Source organism: Streptomyces sp. SID14478 (genome assembly GCF_010548525.1).
Classification (GTDB): domain Bacteria; phylum Actinomycetota; class Actinomycetes; order Streptomycetales; family Streptomycetaceae; genus Streptomyces.
The window spans coordinates 1-846 of the sequence record NZ_JAAGMG010001211.1; the positions used below are offsets into that span (position 1 = coordinate 1).

Annotated in this window: 1 protein-coding gene and 1 pseudogene; one reads left to right on the forward strand and one right to left on the reverse strand. The window is 74.5% G+C overall.

Annotated elements, in window-relative coordinates:
• Positions 1 to 408 (reverse strand): annotated as a pseudogene (locus tag G3I40_RS38695) (alpha/beta hydrolase); the annotation flags it as partial.
• Between the two features lie 153 nt (positions 409 to 561).
• Here G3I40_RS38695 and G3I40_RS38700 point away from each other — a divergent pair.
• Positions 562 to 846: helix-turn-helix domain-containing protein (locus G3I40_RS38700; RefSeq protein ID WP_164559497.1), on the forward strand; the 285-nt coding region annotated here is incomplete at its 3' end.

The window sequence follows — 846 nt, forward strand, 5'->3', positions numbered from 1 at the left end:
CAGCGCGTCGAGCACGGCCGCCACGTCGTCGAACGTCTCGGGCCAGCGCCCGGCCACCGGCCCGCCGGAGTTCTGCTGCGGCAGCGCCGTGCCCTGCGCGGGGACGCCGCCCGCGCCCCTCGGCCCGCGCCGGTACTCGACGTTGGCGACGGCGAATCCGCGCCGGGCCAGGAAGTCGCAGAACGGGCTCAGGTGCGCCCGGTCGTACGGGGCCCGCCACGCGCCGCCGTGCAGGACCACGACCAGCGGGGCCGCGGTCGCGCCGTCGCGGGGCGCGTAGAAGTCGACGACCTGATCCGGGTGATCTCCGTACGCGGCGGTGACGTCCGGCGGGACGGCGGGGTGCGAGAAGGCCGACGCCTCCTCGGCCTCGTCACGGGCAGCGGCAGCCCTGTCGGGGTCCGGCATTGCTCCAACCTCTCGGCGTCGCGGTTGAGTTGCGGAGAACTGCAAGGTGAAACGGGGAACTGCTGGGTGATCGGACGCTACCAGCCCGATGACGTGGGTCAACACGCACAGTCACCGCACAAACGGTCCTGCTGTTCCGTTACCCTGGCCGTCATGAGCAGCGATCCCGAACCCGGCACGCTCCGTCCCGGCGGCCGCACCGCCCGTGTCCGCGCGGCCGTGCTCGACGCGGCGGGCGACGTCCTCGCCGAGGAGGGCTTCGACCGGCTCGACCTGGCCGACATCGCACGCCGCGCGGACGTCGGCAAGACCACGGTGTACCGGCGCTGGGGCTCCCCCACCGGCCTCGTCGCCGACCTGCTCGCGCAGATGGCGCAGGAGTCGCTGCCCCGCTCGGCGGCGGGCTCCCTGCGCGCCGACCTGACGGCCAACGCCCAG